The sequence below is a fragment of the Streptosporangium heterodermiicola genome (assembly GCF_051390675.1).
Lineage (GTDB): Bacteria > Actinomycetota > Actinomycetes > Streptosporangiales > Streptosporangiaceae > Streptosporangium.
This window is the reverse complement of sequence record NZ_JBPJSR010000014.1, coordinates 149,465-164,625: the sequence shown is the minus strand read 5'-3', so window position 1 is coordinate 164,625 and position 15,161 is coordinate 149,465. Positions and strand designations below refer to the sequence as shown.

Annotated in this window: 14 protein-coding genes; 8 read left to right on the top strand and 6 right to left on the bottom strand. The window is 70.5% G+C overall.

Annotated elements, in window-relative coordinates; all coding sequences use genetic code 11:
- Positions 1–313: 313 nt before the first annotated feature.
- The 5 genes from ACSC1Q_RS28230 to ACSC1Q_RS28210 all read left to right on the top strand — a co-directional run bounded on the left by ACSC1Q_RS28230 (position 314) and on the right by ACSC1Q_RS28210 (position 3,476).
- Complete coding sequence (locus ACSC1Q_RS28230) at positions 314–1,147, top strand: helix-turn-helix domain-containing protein (protein ID WP_436761707.1); 834 nt, start codon at positions 314–316, stop codon at positions 1,145–1,147.
- 118 nt (positions 1,148–1,265) lie between these two features.
- Complete coding sequence (locus tag ACSC1Q_RS28225) at positions 1,266–1,649, top strand: winged helix-turn-helix transcriptional regulator (RefSeq protein WP_436761706.1); 384 nt, start codon at positions 1,266–1,268, stop codon at positions 1,647–1,649.
- 146 nt (positions 1,650–1,795) lie between these two features.
- A complete protein-coding gene (locus ACSC1Q_RS28220) occupies positions 1,796–2,581 on the top strand; it encodes a Bax inhibitor-1/YccA family protein (RefSeq protein ID WP_436761705.1) in 786 nt (261 codons plus the stop codon).
- 186 nt (positions 2,582–2,767) lie between these two features.
- On the top strand, positions 2,768–2,995 hold the full coding sequence (locus ACSC1Q_RS28215) for a DUF4287 domain-containing protein (protein WP_329093696.1): 228 nt from the start codon (positions 2,768–2,770) through the stop codon (positions 2,993–2,995).
- Positions 2,996–3,065: 70 nt separating this feature from the next.
- The gene (locus ACSC1Q_RS28210; protein ID WP_436761704.1) at positions 3,066–3,476 is read left to right on the top strand and encodes a PPOX class F420-dependent oxidoreductase; all 411 of its coding nucleotides are present in this window, start codon (positions 3,066–3,068) and stop codon (positions 3,474–3,476) included.
- Between the two features lie 57 nt (positions 3,477–3,533).
- On the opposite strand, the gene ACSC1Q_RS28205 is transcribed toward ACSC1Q_RS28210, so the two are convergent.
- The 3 genes from ACSC1Q_RS28205 to ACSC1Q_RS28195 form a co-directional block, all read right to left on the bottom strand.
- Positions 3,534–4,754: an acetyl-CoA C-acetyltransferase gene (locus ACSC1Q_RS28205; RefSeq protein WP_436761703.1), complete on the bottom strand. Its 1,221-nt coding sequence runs from the start codon at positions 4,752–4,754 to the stop codon at positions 3,534–3,536.
- A 228-nt stretch (positions 4,755–4,982) separates the two neighbouring features.
- Positions 4,983–6,326, bottom strand: coding sequence for an outer membrane protein assembly factor BamB family protein (locus ACSC1Q_RS28200; RefSeq protein ID WP_436761702.1), 1,344 nt, complete (start codon positions 6,324–6,326; stop codon positions 4,983–4,985).
- Positions 6,327–6,385: 59 nt separating this feature from the next.
- Entirely contained in the window at positions 6,386–7,360 is a 975-nt protein-coding gene (locus ACSC1Q_RS28195) for an SGNH/GDSL hydrolase family protein (protein ID WP_436761701.1), read from the bottom strand.
- A 133-nt stretch (positions 7,361–7,493) separates the two neighbouring features.
- On the opposite strand from ACSC1Q_RS28195, the gene ACSC1Q_RS28190 reads away from it, so the two are divergent.
- A complete protein-coding gene (locus ACSC1Q_RS28190; protein WP_436761700.1) occupies positions 7,494–8,864 on the top strand; it encodes a cystathionine beta-synthase in 1,371 nt (456 codons plus the stop codon).
- 198 nt (positions 8,865–9,062) lie between these two features.
- Here the strand turns inward: ACSC1Q_RS28190 and ACSC1Q_RS28185 are convergent, their stop codons facing one another.
- Positions 9,063–10,343, bottom strand: a complete 1,281-nt coding sequence (locus ACSC1Q_RS28185; protein WP_436761699.1) for a sensor histidine kinase — start codon at positions 10,341–10,343, stop codon at positions 9,063–9,065.
- Positions 10,344–10,660: 317 nt separating this feature from the next.
- On the opposite strand from ACSC1Q_RS28185, the gene ACSC1Q_RS28180 reads away from it, so the two are divergent.
- Complete coding sequence (locus ACSC1Q_RS28180) at positions 10,661–11,800, top strand: cystathionine gamma-synthase (protein WP_436761698.1); 1,140 nt, start codon at positions 10,661–10,663, stop codon at positions 11,798–11,800.
- Positions 11,801–11,868: 68 nt separating this feature from the next.
- Here ACSC1Q_RS28180 and ACSC1Q_RS28175 read toward each other — a convergent pair whose 3' ends face one another.
- Positions 11,869–12,294: a hypothetical protein gene (locus ACSC1Q_RS28175; protein WP_350971812.1), complete on the bottom strand. Its 426-nt coding sequence runs from the start codon at positions 12,292–12,294 to the stop codon at positions 11,869–11,871.
- Positions 12,295–12,768: 474 nt separating this feature from the next.
- Here ACSC1Q_RS28175 and ACSC1Q_RS28170 point away from each other — a divergent pair, with 474 nt between their 5' ends.
- On the top strand, positions 12,769–13,191 hold the full coding sequence (locus tag ACSC1Q_RS28170) for a DUF6292 family protein (protein WP_436761697.1): 423 nt from the start codon (positions 12,769–12,771) through the stop codon (positions 13,189–13,191).
- A gap of 15 nt (positions 13,192–13,206) precedes the next feature.
- Here ACSC1Q_RS28170 and ACSC1Q_RS28165 read toward each other — a convergent pair whose 3' ends face one another.
- Positions 13,207–15,153: a vWA domain-containing protein gene (locus ACSC1Q_RS28165; protein ID WP_436761696.1), complete on the bottom strand. Its 1,947-nt coding sequence runs from the start codon at positions 15,151–15,153 to the stop codon at positions 13,207–13,209.
- Between the last annotated feature and the right edge of the window lie 8 nt (positions 15,154–15,161).

The following is a 15,161-nucleotide window of genomic DNA, read 5'->3' as shown; positions in this document are numbered from 1 at the left end:
CTCCGCGGCCGGTCCCGAACGGTGACGGCCGTCCATCCCAAATGCGTTCGCGAAACTTTCAAGGTTACCTAAATGTGATCAGTTTCCTCGGGTGCGTTCCGGATTCGCCGCCGGGCGAGGCGTTCCCGCCTCCCGCCTCCCGCCTCCCGCGGCCTTCGCATGGCCGGATGTGGACAGATGCGGCCGGGCGCGGCCGGACGAGACGCGGTGCCGTTGGTACTCCGCCCGCCCGGCGACCCGGGGGCGGGCGCGTCGGCGAGGCGGACGCCCCATCGCGCTTCCCTTCTGACGGACATGACCGTAACTTGACAATATGGACGGTAAGAATCCGCTCGGGGCGTTTCTTCGCGCTCGGCGCGAGGTCACGACCGTTGACCAGGTGGGGCTGCCGCGCACCCCTCGCCGGATACCCGGACTGCGCCGGGACGAGGTCGCGGCGCTGGCCGACATGAGCACCGACTACTACATCCGGCTGGAACAGGGGCGGGAGCGCAATCCGTCGGCCCGGGTGCTCGAAGCCCTGGCGCGGGTCTTCCAGCTCGACGCCGAGGCGACCGCGCACCTTCGCGATCTCGTACACGGCCGGAGACCCTGCGAGGGGCCGGACGGGTGTGGCGACCTGTTGCGCCCTGACGTGCTGCGGTTCCTGGAGGGTTGTGATCACGCGGTCGTGTTCGCGCTGAACCGCCGGCTCGACTTCCTCGCCAAGAACTCACTGGCCACCGCTCTCTACCGAGGGCTGGACGACCACGGCAACGGGCTGCGGCTGGCCTTCCTCAATCCCGCCGCCCGCGAGTTCTACGTGAACTGGGAGCAGCAGGCCCACACGCTGGTGGCCCACCTTCGCGCCGTCGCGGGAGCGGGTCCCGAGGACCCGTTCGTGCTGGAACTGGTCGAGGAACTCTCGCGCGAGAGCGAGGACTTCCGGCGGATATGGGCCCGCCACGACGTCCGGACCAGGACGCACCGGTCCGTTTCCTACCGCCACGGCGAGGTCGGCGAGCTGACCCTGCACAACGAGGTGTTCCGCGTCGGCGCCGCCGCCGGCCAGCAGCTCGTCGTCGGCCAGCCCGAGCCGCAGACCTCCTCGGAACGCGCTTTCGAGGCCCTGCGCGGGCTCGCCGGCGTCGGAGCCGGCCGGCGCTGAGAGGACCCGCCCGGCCGGAGGCGCTGTGCCGCCCGTCCGGCGACCGGCCGGTGACCGACGGGAACGCGGTGTCGTACCGCCTGGGATTCGACGGAGACCCAGGTATAAAATAGTAACCATGAGGAACGAGGCGAACCTGGAGCCCGTGCTCCGGGCCAACGGGATCGCCCGTCAGGTGATCGGTCACATCGGGGACAAGTGGTCCCTGCTGGTGATCGCGGCGCTGGGGCCCGGGGCCCAGCGGTTCTCCCGGCTCAAGGCGCGGGTCGAGGGCATCAACCAGCGCATGCTGACCCGCACGCTGCGGGCGCTGGAGCGCGACGGCATCGTCGAGCGCAACGTCTATCCGACCTCGCCGCCCACGGTGGAATACGTGCTCACCCGGATGGGACGCGACCTGTCGGTGGCCGTGACCGGCATCTGCGAGTGGGCGCGCCGCAACCTCGACGAGGTCGAGGCGTCGCAGCGGCTTTTCGACGAGCGATCGGCGAAACGGGTGTGATGGCCGGGAACCGGGCGTGCCACCCGTTCGTTGACCACATCGGCGGTAGCCGTACGGCCCTTGGACAACATAGATATCAGCACGATACGGCCGTGTGACAACCGATCTAATACGCTGATCGCGTAGGTCGCAGCGTGGAGGCAGCGATGGAGAGCAAGAACCCCGTATTCAATCGGCAGGCCAAGAACCAGCAGCAAGGCTGGGGCTCGCCGACCCCCACCCCTGAGCAGCTTCAGGGCATGTACAACACGCCGTCGTACGCGCCGCCCGCACAGCGGACGATGACGATCGACGACGTGGTCGTACGTGGTTTCATCACGCTCGGCACGCTCGTCGTCTCGGCGGCGGTGGCCTGGGCGCTCAACCTGGGCATGGTCGCGGCGATCATCGGTGTCATCGTCGGCCTGGTGCTCGCCCTGATCATCTCGTTCAGGTCCAGCACCAACCCCGTGTTGATCCTCGGCTACTCGGTCGCCTACGGCGTCGCCGTCGGTGTGATCAGCCACGTCTACAACGATCTGTACAGCGGAATCGTCTTCCAGGCGGTGGTCGGTACGGCTCTGGCGTTCGCCGCCATGCTGACCGTTTACTCGCTGCGCATCATCCGCGTGACGCCGAAGTTCACCAAGTTCGTCGTGGCCGCCGCCCTGGGCCTGATGGGCCTCGCGCTCATCAACCTGGTCGCCGGCTTCTTCATCGAGGACGGCATCGGCATCCGGTCGGGTGGCGTGCTGGCCTACGTGTTCAGCATCGCCGCGATCCTCATCGGCTGCTTCTTCCTGCTCCTCGACTTCGACGAGGTCGAGCGCGGCGTGAAGAACGGTGCCCCGGAGAAGTACTCATGGCTGATGGCCTTCGGCCTCACCATGACGCTGGTCTGGATCTACCTGGAGATCCTGCGCCTGCTGAGCTACTTCTCAAGCAGCGACTGACGATGACGCCGGGAGGCCCCGCCGGACACGTTCCGGCGGGGCCTCCCGTTTTTCCGGACCGGCACGTGAGTGAACGGAAGGCAACGGGGGATAGACGAACCGCGACGGAAGAGAGCATCTCGGGGCTTGCTATCTGGGCTTTCGTGATGCACTGTCGAGCAAAGGAGCCTATCCGTGGAGGTGCCCATGTCGTTGAACCACTCACTGGAGACGCAGAGCAAGCTGATCGCAAGAGTCCCGGACATCACGGGACGCGCACTCCCAGAGTGGTTCCAAGCAATCGACAACGGCCCGTCGTTCCTTCGCTGTGACGAGCGAGCCACCTGGCTCGCCGACGAGCACGGGCTGACCCACGGCTACGCCGCCGCCATTGTGCACGAGCACGAGCGGCACCGCCGTACCCGTTACCTGTAAGTCACCTATCTCCGTGAAGCCCGCGCCACTCCGGTGGTGCGGGCTTTGATGTGCGCGCGATGATGGGGTCATGGATCACGACAAGGCGCGCGGGTTCGTCCGCGCCAACCACCGCGCGGTCATGCTGACCTCGCACGCCGACGGACGCCCGCAGCTCTCCCCGGTCACCGTGGGGCTCGACACGCTTGGGAACGTAATCGTCAGCACCCGGGAGACCGCGGCGAAGGTCCGCAACCTGCGCAGGAATCCGCGGGTCTCGCTCTGCGTGACGACCGACGGGTTCTTCGGCGAGTGGATCCAGATCGACGGCGTCGCGGAGATCGTTCCCCTGCCCGAGGCGATGGATCTCCTGGTCACCTACTACCGCGACATCTCGGGCGAGCACCCCGACTGGGACGACTACCGGGCCGCGATGGAGCGGGAGCGGCGGGTGATCCTGAGGATCGCGATCACCCGCGCCGGCCCCGACGTGCACGGCTGACCGGCCGCCCGGCCGTTCCCCGGCCGGGTTCGGCTGATTCTGGCTGGTTCGGCTGTCTCAGCTGAGGCGCTCCAGGACCAGGGCCATGCCCTGGCCGCCGCCGACGCACATGGTCTCCAGGCCGATCGACTTGTCGTGGAAGGCGAGGCTGTTGAGCAGCGTGGAGGTGATCCGGGCTCCGGTCATCCCGAAGGGATGGCCGACCGCGATGGCCCCGCCGTTGACGTTGAGCCGGTCGATGTCGATCCCGAGGTCCTGGTAGGACGGGATGACCTGGGCGGCGAACGCCTCGTTGATCTCGACGAGGTCCACGTCGCCGATGGCCATGCCCGCCCTGGCCAGGGCCTGCTTCGAGGCCTCGACCGGGCCCAGGCCCATGATCTCCGGGGACAGGCCGGTCACCCCGGTGGAGACGATCCGGGCGAGCGGGGTGATGCCGAGTTCGGCGGCCTTGGTGTCGCTCATCACGATCACGGCGGCGGCGCCGTCGTTCAGCGGGCAGCAGTTGCCCGCGGTGACCGTACCGTCCGGCCGGAAGACCGGCTTGAGCTGGGAGACCGCCTCGTAGGTGGTCCCCGCGCGGGGGCCGTCGTCCTTGCTCACCACGGTCCCGCCGGGCAGGGTCACCGGGGTGATGTCCCTCTCCCAGAAGCCGTTGGCGAGGGCCTTCTCCGCCAGGTTCTGGGAGCGGACACCGAACTCGTCCTGCTCCTGCCGGGAGACGCCCTTCAGCCCGGCGAGGTTCTCCGCCGTCTGGCCCATCGCCACGTAGACGTCGGGCACCTGGCCGTCCTCACGCGGGTCGTGCCAGACCCCCTTGCCGCCCTCGGCGGCACTGACCGAGCGGGCGTGGGCGTCGCCGAACAGCGGGTTCATCGTGTCGGGCAGCGAGTCGGAACTGCCCTTGCCGAAGCGGGAGACGCACTCCACGCCCGCCGAGACGAACACGTCGCCCTCGCCGGCCCTGATCGCGTGCAGGGCCATCCGGGTGGTCTGCAGCGAGGACGAGCAGTATCGGGTCACGGTGGTGCCCGGCACGCCGTCCAGGCCGAGCAGGGTGGCGACCACCCGGCCCATGTTGAAGCCCTGCTCGCCGCCCGGCAGGCCGCAGCCCAGCATGAGGTCGTCGATCGTGGTCGGGTCGAGCTGGGGGACCTTGGCAAGCGCGGCCTGGATGATCTGTACGGTCAGGTCGTCGGGGCGGATGTCCTTGAGGGACCCCTTGAAGGCGCGTCCGATGGGCGAGCGCGCGGTCGCGACGATGACTGCCTCGGGCATGTGGCTCTCCTGGGTTCGTGTCTGCTCCTCCAGCGGAGCGTACCGCGCGGTATGCGGGAAGCCACGCCCGGGGGGCGTAGAAACAGAACTTTGTACGGTAAGCACAGGGCTCCGTCCGGTCCGGGGACGGGACGGGGCCTGGCCGCGCTTCGACGCCCCGCCGGCCGCGATGACAAATCAGGTGGCGGGTGGCTGGTCAGCCGGTGGTCGGTGGCGGGTGCCGGGTGGTCAGCCGTACATGCCGGGGGAGGTGCCGTCGCCGTCCTTGATCCCGTGGAGGCCGCCCTTCTCGTCGCGCCACATCCGCCAGCCGTTCTGGCTGCCGGTGAACCACAGGGGCGGGGCGCCCGAGCCGGACACCCGCGTGCCGTCGGCGAGCCTGAACTGGCACAGCGAGGCCACCGAGTAGAAGCCGGAGTTCTGGCCCTTGAGCGCGAGCGGCTTGGGGTCGGTCACGCAGAAGGACCAGGCCCGCTCGTCCTTGGCGTCGGAGTTGCGGCCGGTGGGCAGGTCGAAGACGTTGCCCGGCTTGCCGTGCCGCAGGAAGCCGACCTTCTCCATCCGGGGTGGGAAGGCCAGCCACCAGCCCGACTCGGGAACCTGCTCGGCGGAGATCTGGCCGAGCACCCGGCCACTGCCGGCCTCCAGCCGGGCGAACCCGCCGTAGCGGCCCTCCTGGTCGACCGGGCGGACCACCGGCGCGAAGCCGGGGCTGCCGCTGGGGTAGACGCGGACCACCGACGGGCGCATCCAGTTGACCGTGCCGTCGGCGAGCTTGACGGAGAACAGCCCGAAGGCGGAGACCTTGCTCGTCTTCGGGTTGGTGTAGGGGGCGACGTATCCGACGAGGTTTCCCGCCGTCGCGCCGAAGGACCAGCCTCCCGACAGGTCCACCCCGGCGCCGAGAGGCTGCTCGACGGGGGTCCGCCAGATGACCTTGCCCGTCTTCAGGTCGTGCGCCTCCAGGACGGGATGGCGGGCCAGGCGGAGGAACACCACGCGCGAGGCGTCGGACCACTCGGCCTCGGCGATGCCGGGGATCCTCCACATGACCTTGCCGGTCACCGGGTCGAGGACGACGACGCGGGCGCTCGCGAGCGCGGTGTTCTCGGGTACGCAGACGAACGCCCCGCACCGCTGCGGGCCGAAGGTGGAGTGCACCGGGCGGCTCCACCTGCGCGCCCCTGTCCTGCCGTCGAGGCCGACGAGCGTGGCCTTCCAGCGTCCCCGCCTGGCTGGGTCGACGGTCACCGCGACGGCCTGCCCCGCGGAGGTCTCGACGATCGCGGGGGCGGGCACCCCCATCCCCGGCAGGCGGCCCGCCATGGTCGAGGGATGGGCCCACAGCCTCCTGCCGGTGGCGAGGTCGAGGGCCACCGTCTCCAGTGTGCCGTCGGCCTTCATGGAGGTCGTCGTGGCGACTCCGGCGGCGGTGGTGGTGCGGCTGACCGCGTTCATCTCGGTGTTGTGCCAGGTGGGATGGTCCGGGGTGGCCGCTTCTGTGCCGGAGCAGCCGCCCAGGGCCAGAGCTCCGGCGAGCACCAGGGCCGGGGTCGCGAGGGGCCGGATCACGGGTATTCCACTCCAATGCGGGCGAGGCGTTACGGCTTCGCAGCGGAGGGTGACCGTGTTCAGGCGTCGTTGGGCCGCATCCCCGGCCTGCGGCCGAGCATGGTCACCCACCGTCCGTGAGTTCCGGTCGCTCGTCCGGCGACACGGGTCGCGGAGACCTCGGCGCCGGGCTCCTCCGCGGCCTTGGCCGCCGCGAGGTAGATCGACTCAGTGCGCCGGGCCCGGGGCTCGGGCCACAGTTCCAACGCACTGCATACGGAAGGTAGCACCGCGTAAGCGATCTGGAGATAGCCTTGGGCAGATGGGTGATAACGATCAAGGCCGAACATCTCCGCCGGGTTGGTGTCGAACTCCGGCCCCAGCAGGTCGGCGAAGGCCACCGTCCGCCCGCCCGCCTCGACCACGGCGACGGTCTGCGCGGCGGCCAGCTGGCGGCTCCACCGTCGCGTCACCCAGCGGAGCGGCTGCGCGATCGGCCGGACCGTCCCGAGGTCGGGGCAGGTGCCCACGACCACCTCGGCCCCGGCCTCCCGCAGCCGCCTGACCGCCTTCTGCAGGTGCCGTACGGCATGGGCGGGCCTGCTCTGCGAGGTGACGTCGTTGGCGCCGATGAAGACGACCGCGATCTCGGGACGGGCCCTCAGGGCCTTGTCCACCTGCTCGCCCAGCTCGGCGGAGGTCGCTCCCGACATGCCCGCCACGGTGAGCCGTACCGGCCGCTCGGCGATCACGGCCAGCCCGTTGGCGATCAGCGCCGCGGGTGTCTCCGCCGGGTCGGAGGTGCCCAGGCCGATGGAGGTGGAATCGCCCAGCATGACCATCCTGAGCGGCTCGCCGCCGAACGCACCGTACACACCGTCCGACGGCGGTCCCTCCATGCCGTGCGGGCGGCCGACGGCGCGCCGGGCCACCAGTGCCTCGGCCAGCAGCAGGCCGTAGGTCGCCGCGCCGAGCGCGGTGAGACCTCCTCCGCCCAGCGCGGCCGCAGCGGCGATGCGGCGGGCGGTTCTCGCCACCCCAGGTGTCCAGATCACGTGGCGTCGCTCCCTCCGGGCGGGGCGGTAGCGTTGCCCTTGGTAACACAGCCGAGTCCCCGCCACCCTCATGGGATCACGGTGACCACAACAACAAGCCGACCGAGCTTTGGTATTTCGAGGTGATATCCCGGTGCGCGTACATGACTCGCTCGTCGAGCTGATGGGCAACACCCCTCTCGTCCGACTGAACAAGGTGACGGAGGGCATCTCCGCCCAGGTGCTCGCGAAAGTGGAGTACTTCAACCCGGGAGGATCGGTGAAGGACCGCATCGCGGTCCGGATGATCGACGCCGCCGAGCGGTCGGGGGAGCTGCGCCCGGGGGGCACGATCGTGGAGCCCACCTCGGGCAACACCGGGATCGGCCTCGCCATCGTGGCCCAGCAGCGTGGATACCGCTGCCTGTTCGTGGTGCCGGACAAGGTGGCCCAGGACAAGATCTCGGTGCTGCGCGCCTACGGCGCCGAGGTCGTGGTCTGCCCGACGGCGGTCTCCCCCGACCACCCCGACTCCTACTACTCGGTCTCCGACCGGCTGGCCAAGGAGACGCCGAACGCCTGGAAGCCCGACCAGTACTCCAACCCGCACAACACCGAGAGCCACTACCACTCCACCGGCCCGGAGGTCTGGGAGCAGACCGAGGGAAGGATCACCCACTTCGTGGCGGGCGTCGGCACCGGGGGCACGATCAGCGGCACCGGCCGCTACCTCAAGGAGGTCTCCGGCGGCCGGGTCAAGGTCATCGGAGCCGACCCCGAGGGCTCTGTCTACTCCGGCGGCACCGGGCGACCGTACCTGGTGGAGGGGGTCGGCGAGGACATCTGGCCGGCCAACTACGACACCACGATCTGCGACGAGGTCATCGCGATCTCCGACAGGGACTCCTTCATCATGACCCGCCGCCTGGCCCGCGAGGAGGCGCTGCTGGTGGGCGGCTCCTGTGGCATGGCGACGGTCGCGGCGCTGCGCGTGGCCGAGCGGGCCGGTCCTGACGACGTGATCGTGGTGCTGCTGCCCGACGGCGGCCGGGGCTACCTGTCGAAGATCTTCAACGACGAGTGGATGGCCGACTACGGCTTCCTGACCACCTCCAGCGAGGAGGGCCTGGTCAAGGACGTCCTGACGCGCAAGAGCTCGGGCATGCCGGAGTTCGTGCACACCCACCCGCACGAGTCGGTCGACACGGCCATCTCGATCATGCGTGAGTACGGCGTGTCGCAGCTCCCGGTGATGAAGGAGGAGCCGCCGGTCATGGCCGCCGAGGTGGTCGGCTCGATCCTGGAGCGCGACCTGCTCGACGCCCTCTACCGGGGCCGGGTGCGGCCGACCGACCCGCTGGCCGCCCACATGTCGCAGCCGCTGCCGACGATCGGCGCGGGGGAGCCGGTGTCCATCGCCGTCGAGGCGCTGGAGAAGGCCGACGCCGCGGTCGTCCTCGACGACGGCAAGCCCGTCGGCCTGATCACCCGCCAGGACCTGCTGGCCTTCCTCGCCAACCACTAGGGTCCCGGGGCCGTCCCCCCCGGCGGGGTCTCCCGGCCCTTGGGAACGCCAGGGCCTCCCGGAGGTCCCGGGGTCTCCGGGGTCAGATGGCTCAGGGGTCAGCGGTCTCGAAGGCCGGAGGGCTCCGGAGTCAGGGGTCTCCGAGGCCAGAAGATCTCCGAGGTCGGGGGGATCTCCGGGGGCGGGGGATCTCCGAGGTCAGAGGGGGAACTCCGCCATGACCTCCCAGGCCCCGGAGGGGGTGGGCCCGGCCATGAGGCGGCCGCCGAGCGCCTCGACGCGCTCGGCCATGCCCACCAGGCCGAAGCCGCCGCCGAGGCGGGAGATCCTGACGTCGGCCGTCGAGCCGTAGTTGCGCACCCGCAGCCGCACGGCGCCCCCGGTGGCCGAGGTGGCGCCCAGGCCCCCGCCGGTCGAGGTGCCCGTGGAGGCGTAGGCGGCGCGCCGGGCCCGGGGGTCCTGGCCGTTCCTCTCGCGTACGCCCTCGGCCCACGCGCGCAGGTCGGAGCCGTCGGTGAGCTTCAGGTCCGCCTCGACCCAGCCGGTACCCGGGGCGTGCCTGCGGACGTTGGTCAGCGACTCCTGGAGGACCCGGTGGAGGGTGGTCATCACCTCGGGGGCCACGGTGCCGTCGGCGATGCCCTGGCCGATGTCGAAGGTGACCTGGGGACCCGCGGCGGAGAACCGTTCGACCATCGTGCGCATGTCCATGAGGGTGCTGCCCGGTGAGCGGGCGGCCTCGTCCTCCGCGCGCAGCACGCTGACCAGGCGGCGCATCGAGGTCAGCGCGTCGGCCCCGGCGTTGGCGATCGCCTCCAGGGAGGGGACCACGGCCTCCGGCTTCTGCTCGGCGACGACCTTGGCGGCCTGCGCCTGCACCACGATCCCGGTGATGTGGTGGGCGACCAGGTCGTGCAGCTCCCTGGCCAGTTCCAGGCGCTCGGACCGCCGTACCGTGTCGACGGCCTCCCTGCGGCGCTCCAGCTGGAAGCGGAGGTAGGCGCCGATACCGGCGGCGAAGGACCAGCAGACGAAGAGCAGGAAGCCGACCGCCACCGCCGGTTCCGGGCCCACGGCGTTCATGCGGGAGGGGGTGGCCTCAAGCACGATCATCGTCGCCAGGGAGAGCAGCGCGGCCCGCCGTACCGGTTCGATCGCGCGCAGCCCGCCGACGGTGAGGACCAGCAGCGACCCGATCTCGGCCGCGCTGGGACCGCCGTCGCCACCGGTGACCCCGATGGCCAGGGAGGACAGGAACGACACCGTCATCAGGGTGACGAGCCCGCCGACCCGCCAGCGGCGCCGCCGCACCACCGCCACGATGCCCACCAGGCCGCACACCGGGCTCAGCAGGATCGCCGGGTTGAGGCCGTTCGTCGCCACTATCACGTCGACCAGCAGGAGCAGGACGAGCCAGCCGATCAACGCGATCTCGCTGAGGCGTTTGATCCAGTAGACCAGCCGGCTCGTTTCTCCCACGGTCCCCGAGCCTAGGCCTCGCGGAGGAGAAGTCATATCGGCCGTTCGGCCGAACCGCCGTGGCCGGAACCGGCTCTTCAGCGGAGGCGGCGGGTGGGGCCCGTGACCGACTCTTGAGAGGTCGAAGGGGGAAAGAGATGACCGTCATCGGGATAGTGCTGCTGGTCGCCGGGCTCGTGATCGGCGCGGCGCTGACGCTCGCCGACCCGGTCCTGCTCTCGCGGATCAACAGGGAGCGCGCCGAGTAGGTGCCGGAGGGGCGTGGGAGCGGCTCCCACGGCCCTGGGGCCCCCGCTGCTGCGAGTAGCGTTGTCCCCATGAACCATGGATTCGAGACACTGGCCATTCACGCAGGTCAGGAACCCGACCCCTACACGGGGGCCGTGGTACCGCCGATCTACGCGGTGTCCACCTACAAGCAGGACGGCGTGGGAGGACTGCGCGCCGGATACGAGTACAGCCGGTCGGCCAACCCGACCAGGACCGCGCTGGAGGAGGCCATGGCCGCCGTCGAGGGCGGCAGCCGTGGCCTGGCCTTCGCCTCGGGGCTGGCGGCCGAGGACGCGATCCTCCGCACGGTCTGCAGGCCGGGCGACCACGTGATCATCCCGAACGACGCGTACGGCGGCACCTACCGCCTGTTCGCGAAGGTCAACGAGCGCTGGGGGCTGCACTACGACCCGGTGCCGCTGGGCGACCTGGCGGCGGTGGCGGCCGCGGTGACCCAGAAGACCAAGATAATTTGGGTGGAGACGCCCACCAACCCGCTGCTCGGCATCGCGGACATCGCGGCCCTGGCCCAGCTCGCGACCGAGTGCGGCGCGCTGCTCGTGGTGGACAACACCTTCGCCTCCCCGTACCTGCAGCAGCCGCTGGCGCTGGGCGCGGACATCGTGGTGCACTCCACCACCAAGTACGTGGGCGGCCACTCCGACGTGGTCGGCGGCGCGCTCGTCGCGCGGGACGCCGGGCTGGGCGAGGAGCTCGCCTACCACCAGAACGCGATGGGCGCGGTGGCCGGGCCGTTCGACGCCTGGCTGACGCTGCGCGGCCTCAAGACGCTCGGCGTGAGGATGGACCGCCACTGCGACAACGCCGAGCGGGTGGTGGACCTGCTGCTCGCCCATCCGCGGGTGACCTCGGTGCTCTACCCGGGCCTGGCCGACCACCCCGGCCACGAGGTGGCGGCCAAGCAGATGAGACGTTTCGGCGGCATGGTCTCCTTCCGCGTCGCCGGGGGCGAGGCCGAGGCGGTCGAGCTGTGCGACCGGACCAGGCTGTTCATCCTGGGCGAGTCGCTCGGCGGCGTGGAGTCGCTGATCGAGCACCCGGGCCGGATGACCCACGCCTCCGTGGCGGGCTCGCCGCTGGAGGTCCCCGGAGACCTGGTGCGCCTCTCGGTCGGCATCGAGTCGATCGACGACCTGCTGGCCGACCTCACCCAGGCACTGCGGTAGGGAGGTCGGCGCGGCCTCCGGCCGGGGCGTGGCGGGTCCGGGGGCGTGTTCAGCGGGACCGGCGAGGCTCAGACCGGGTCGCCCCAGACCATCAGCACCAGGATGACCATCCAGATCAGCACGATCACACCGGAGAGCGCGGCGATCCGGCCCACCTGCACCTTGGCGTCGTCGTCCGGGTTCTCGCTGGCGAGGACCCGGATGGCGGTGCTCTGGTCCCGGTCCACCATGATCAGCAGCACCGCGGCGACGATGAAAAGCGTCATGGACACCGACAGGTACGGCTTTCCGAGGAATTCGCGGCCCAGCAGCAGCCCGAACAGGAAGACCCCCACGGACGCGAAACCGTAGAGACGCGTGGTCTTGTGCAGATAACGCAGGACACCGACGTTCTTGGCGCGGATGAATCGGGGAGTGGACATCGTGGCGGCGGTGATCGGCCCGAGAGCGAAGATCGCAAAACCGATGTGCAGCCAGAGCAGCAGGTCTGTCATGCGCCAGACATTAGTGGCCGGTCATCTCGTCTGGGTACGGCTCACCTGTCCCCGCCGCCCGGCCGGGTCTTTCTCAATGATCGTTCGCCGGAGACTCCGAGGTGTCGTGCCTGTCGCGTGTGGGCGGGACCACGCACAACTCGAAACAGACGCAGACGATGAGCATCAGCGCCACGAGAATTCCCGCGAGCATCGGACTCACTTCCTCCCCTTCCGCGAACCGTGTTCTTCCTTTACTGGATAGACGGCGTTTGTTTCCGGGTGGTTGTTACGGAAGGGTCACGGTTGAGGCGGGGGCGATGGGCGGCGTACGAGATCGCCGGTCTTCGCATTCGGCGCGGAGCACGTCCGCGGGGTCAGTAGGATCGAGGGCGAGCTCGTTCCCGTGTGATGAGACCGGCGGCGCCGAAGTCGTGGTCGTGCCGGGCGGGCGTTCCATCGGACAGAGTCAGACGGCACAAGGGAGTGCCCGCCGTGGGTGTCAAACATGTTGAGCCGTACACCGAGGAGTGGCGGGACCGGCCGTCCCGCTACGCCGGTCTCGTCGTCGAGGCGCTGGGGGACCAGGTCGAGAGCTGGTGGCAGGGTCCCTGCGACCCGCGCACCGTCACCGTCCGCCTGACCGGGGGCGACGCGCTGGTCTGGGACGAGGAGAGCGGCTGGCGCCGTGGCCGCTACGCGAGCGGCGACCCCGCCACCCCCACGGTCCTCACCGACGACCGCTATCTCGGCGGCGGCCTCCTGCTCTCCCCCGAGCGGGTCCCCTCCGCGATCGCCGACGCCCGTGCGGGCGTCGGCAACAGCACGGCGTGGCGGCCCTGCTACCGCTCCCACCGCCACCACCGCGACGGCTTCGACCTGGCGCTCGACGGCTACGTCGCCTACGTCAACGCCTGATCCCTCGCGAAGGGCTCAGCGGGTGCGGCGGGCCCGCAGGAAGTCGCTGACGACGTACTCTCCCAGGCGGTCGGCGCCGGTGGAGAAGACCCGGCCGCCGTTGCGCCGCCCGACCTCGTTCACGAACTCCTTCAGGCGCTCGTCGTCGGCGAGCATGAAGACGTTGAGGGTCGCCCTGCGCCGGGTCATCTTGTCGACCTCGGCGAGGGTCAGCTCCAGCGTCTCCTGGGTCGGCGGCCACTCGAAGGCCGCCGAGCCGTTGCGCCGCAGGTGGGCGGTGGGCTCACCGTCGGTGACCACGAGCACGACCGGCTCGAAGTCGGGGTGGCGGTCGAGGTGGCGTCCGGCGATCAGCAGGGCGTGGTGCAGGTTCGTCCCCTGCACCATGTCCCACTCCAGGCCCGCCAGCTCGTCGGGCTGCAGCACCCTGGCGTAGTTGGAGAAGCCGATGATCTGCACCGAGTCCTGGGGGAACTTCGAGGTCACCAGCGCCTGCAGCGCCATCGCCGTCTGCTTGGCGGCGGCCCAGGTCCCGCGCAGCGCCATCGAGTAGGACAGGTCGACCAGCAGGCACACCGCGGCCGCCGTGCGCCGCTCGGTCTCGGCCACCTCGAAGTCGTCGACCGAGAGGGTCACCGTGCCGCCGCTCCCGCCGCGCCGGACGCCGTTGATCACCGTGCGGACCACGTCGATCGGCTGCTCGTCGCCGAACCGCCAGGGCCGGGTGGAGCCGGTGAGCTCACCGGCCGAGCCCGCGTCCACCTGGTCGTGGTCGCCGCGGCGCCCGCTCTCCAGGGAGGCGAAGACGCGGCGCAGCGCGGTCTCCCCCAGCCGCCGTACGGCCTTGGGGGTGAGCTCCAGCTTGCCGCGACGGCGCAGGAGGTAGCCCTGCTGCTCCAGCTCGCGCTCGATCCGCTTGAGCGCCTCCAGGTCGTCGACGGCCGACCGGCCCAGGGCGCGCCGGATCGCCGCCTCGTCGATGTCGTCCATCCGGGCGCCGGGGTAGTCCTGGCGGAGCGCGGCCTCCAGCTGGGTCAGGTCGGCGAGCTCGTCCAGCGCGCTCACGGCGTCGGACATCCCCATCGGCTCGTTGCCGCTCAGCCGTTCCGGGGTGTTCCAGGCCAGGTCGGGGCGGCGGGCGTAGAGGGACTCGCCCAGGCGGCGCATCTGCTCGTCGAGCCCGGCCTGCTGGAGGGTCTGCTCGATCAGCTGGTCGAGCTCCTCGCGCTGGGCCGGGGTGAGGGAGGCGAGCAGGCGCTGGGTGGCCGCGGCCCGCCGGGCCAGGGCGTCGACCAGCTCCTCCAGGTTCCGGGGCGACTCGGGGAACATGTCTCCATATTTCGACATGAACTGCTCGAAGTCGGCCTGGGTGTGCTCGCCCCGGGAATCCCGGTCGAGCATGTCGTTCAGATCGGACATCATCTCCCTGACCCGCTCCATGGCGGCCGGGTCGGGGTTGGCCAGAGACTGCCGCATGCCGCGGAACTGGCTGTCGAGCACCTCCCTGCGCAGCAGGTCGCGCAGCTCCTCGAAGGTCCGCTGGGCGGCGGCCGAACGCCACTGGTAGGTGCCCAGCTCCCGGATGGCGCTCGCGGTGTCGTCGGGGAGGGCGGCCAGCTCAGCCTCGCGCAGCCGGGCCTCGTCGGAGGGGTCGGGGAACAGCTCGGCCCGCTCCTGGCCGATCGCCTTGTCCAGCAGCGCCCTGGCCCGCTCCAGCGTGCCGTCGAGACGGCCGCGCTCGCGCAGCTCGCGCCGCCGCCTGCGCACCTCGCGGAGCAGGTCCTCAAGGCCGCGACGGTCCCGCGCGCCCGGCAGGCCCTCCTTGAGGAGGTCGCGCAGGGCGTGCGCGGGGTTGGAACCGGACAGGATCGCGTCGCCCATCCGGTCCAGCGCCGAACGGACGTCGTACGGCGGGGCGAGCGGGTCGGGCCCGTCCCGGTATTCGCCATAGCGGTAGCTCATGCAGACAC